The 2,279-nt window shown below is 47.6% G+C and carries 2 protein-coding genes; both read left to right on the forward strand.

The window, feature by feature from the left end:
* On the forward strand, nucleotides 1-306 hold a 306-nt coding region (locus IQ234_RS20550), incomplete at its 5' end, for a hypothetical protein (protein ID WP_228008647.1).
* A 312-nt stretch (nucleotides 307-618) separates the two neighbouring features.
* On the forward strand, nucleotides 619-2,220 hold the full coding sequence (locus IQ234_RS20555; protein WP_185241411.1) for a 2-isopropylmalate synthase: 1,602 nt from the start codon (nucleotides 619-621) through the stop codon (nucleotides 2,218-2,220).
* The last annotated feature ends 59 nt before the right edge of the window (nucleotides 2,221-2,279 follow it).

The raw sequence follows: 2,279 nt of genomic DNA on the forward strand, positions 1-2,279 counted from the left end.
TGTAAAAAAAAGGAGCGGAAAATGCTCAAAAAAAAGCCAACCGAGAAATCTTTTAAGTGGGAGGAGCAAGTGCAAGCCATTAGCACCGTCATTTTGACCACAATCGCCATAATTAGCATCGTTTTTAGCTTAGGCAAAGACCAAGAAAAACTCGAAAATCTTGAAACCCAGATTAAAGATATTAACGTAAGCTTAAAAACCTTCTGCACTCGCGAAGACGCTGAAAAAGATTTTGCTATTCATGATCGGCTCTGGGAAGCCAGATATGACGCTCTCGAAAAAGAACAACCTAAAAAATGTTATTGAGAATAATCTCAATTTATTGAGAATCTGGCAAAGTCAGCATACTACAATGAAATTTCAAACATCTGCCAGGGCCAGAAAATCAGTTACATCTTTGTGAAAAACCTGAAACCCTTACGTCCCAATACTTCCCGCTTAGTCCCACATAGTCCCTTGGCAAACTCTTGAAATTTCATCTATTTGCAACCCTACAAAGCAGGAAAAGCGCGAGCAAGTCGAGAAATTCTCAGGGCAATTTTCCTTAACAATCCCCTCGGCCTCGGCTGCTATAATCAGAGGAACAACTCCCAAGTTCGTTAACCGTACAAAAAAACTATGAATACCAGTCCAGATCGTGTGATTATCTTCGATACCACCCTTCGAGATGGGGAACAGTCCCCGGGTGCCGCTTTAAATGTGGATGAGAAGCTAACCATAGCGCGCGCACTGGCACGACTGGGAGTTGATGTCATTGAAGCAGGTTTTCCCCACGCTAGTCCGGGGGACTTTGAAGCTGTACAGAAAATTGCCGCCAGCGTCGGCAGCGAAGCTGATAGCCCGATTATTTGCGGATTAGCCCGCACTACTCAAAAAGATATCAAATCTGCCGCCGATGCGCTCAGACCCGCCGCCAAGCCCAGAATTCACACCTTCCTAGCCACATCTGATATCCACCTCCAATACAAACTTAAGAAGACTCGTCAGGAAGTTCTTGACATTGTGCCAGAAATGGTGGCCTATGCTAAATCCTTCCTTAATGATGTGGAATTTTCCCCCGAAGATGCCGGCCGCAGCGATCCCGAATTCCTCTATCAAGTCCTCGAAAGAGCGATCGCCGCAGGAGCCACCACCGTTAACATTCCCGATACCGTCGGTTATACCACCCCCAGCGAATTTGGGGCTTTAATCCGTGGTATTAAGGAAAATGTCCCCAATATCGACCAAGCGATTATCTCCGTCCATGGTCACGATGATTTAGGGTTAGCGGTGGCTAATTTCCTCGAAGCAGTTAAAAATGGCGCTCGACAGTTGGAATGTACCATTAACGGTATCGGTGAGCGTGCCGGTAATGCTTCCCTAGAAGAATTGGTGATGGCCCTTCATGTGCGGCGCTCCTATTTTAATCCTTTCCTCGGTCGTCCCCCAGAATCCACGGAACCTTTAACCAAGATCAACACCAAGGAAATCTATCGCACTTCTCGCCTAGTTTCTAATCTTACCGGCATGATCGTGCAACCGAATAAGGCGATCGTCGGGGCTAACGCTTTCGCACACGAGTCGGGAATCCATCAGGACGGGGTGTTAAAACATAAACTCACCTATGAGATTATGGATGCAGAATCGATCGGTTTGACTAATAATCAGATCGTCCTCGGTAAACTCTCCGGCCGCAACGCTTTTCGCTCTCGGTTACAGGAATTGGGTTTTGAGCTTTCGGAAACGGAACTTAATAACGCTTTTATCCAGTTTAAAGAAATGGCCGATCGCAAAAAGGAAATCACCGATCGCGATCTAGAAGCTATTGTTAACGATGAAATCGACACGGTTCCCGATCACTTCCGCCTCGAATTAGTACAAGTATCCTGTGGCAATAACGCCAGACCCACGGCCACGGTGACGATTCGCACTCCCGACGGTAGCGAGTTATCCGATGCGGCCATTGGTACAGGTCCAGTGGATGCTCTCTGCAAAGCGATTGATCGAGTGGTGCAGATTCCGAACGAATTAATCTCTTTCTCGGTGCGGGAAGTGACCGAGGGAATCGATGCTTTAGGAGAAGTGACTATCCGTCTCCGTTACGAAGGACGCACCTATTCTGCTCGCGCAGCCGATACCGATATTATTGTCGCCTCCGCTCGTGCCTACGTCAGCGCCTTAAACCGTCTCCACGTCGCACTGCAGCAGAAGGAAAAAACCCCAGAAATGCTACAAGTCTAGATAGGGTGTTGGGGTGTTAGGGTTTTAGTTGAAATTCCCCCACTTCCCCACACCCCACT

Origin of the sequence: Microcystis aeruginosa LEGE 91341, assembly GCF_015206885.1 — a bacterium.
Classification (GTDB): Bacteria; Cyanobacteriota; Cyanobacteriia; order Cyanobacteriales; family Microcystaceae; genus Microcystis; species Microcystis aeruginosa_H.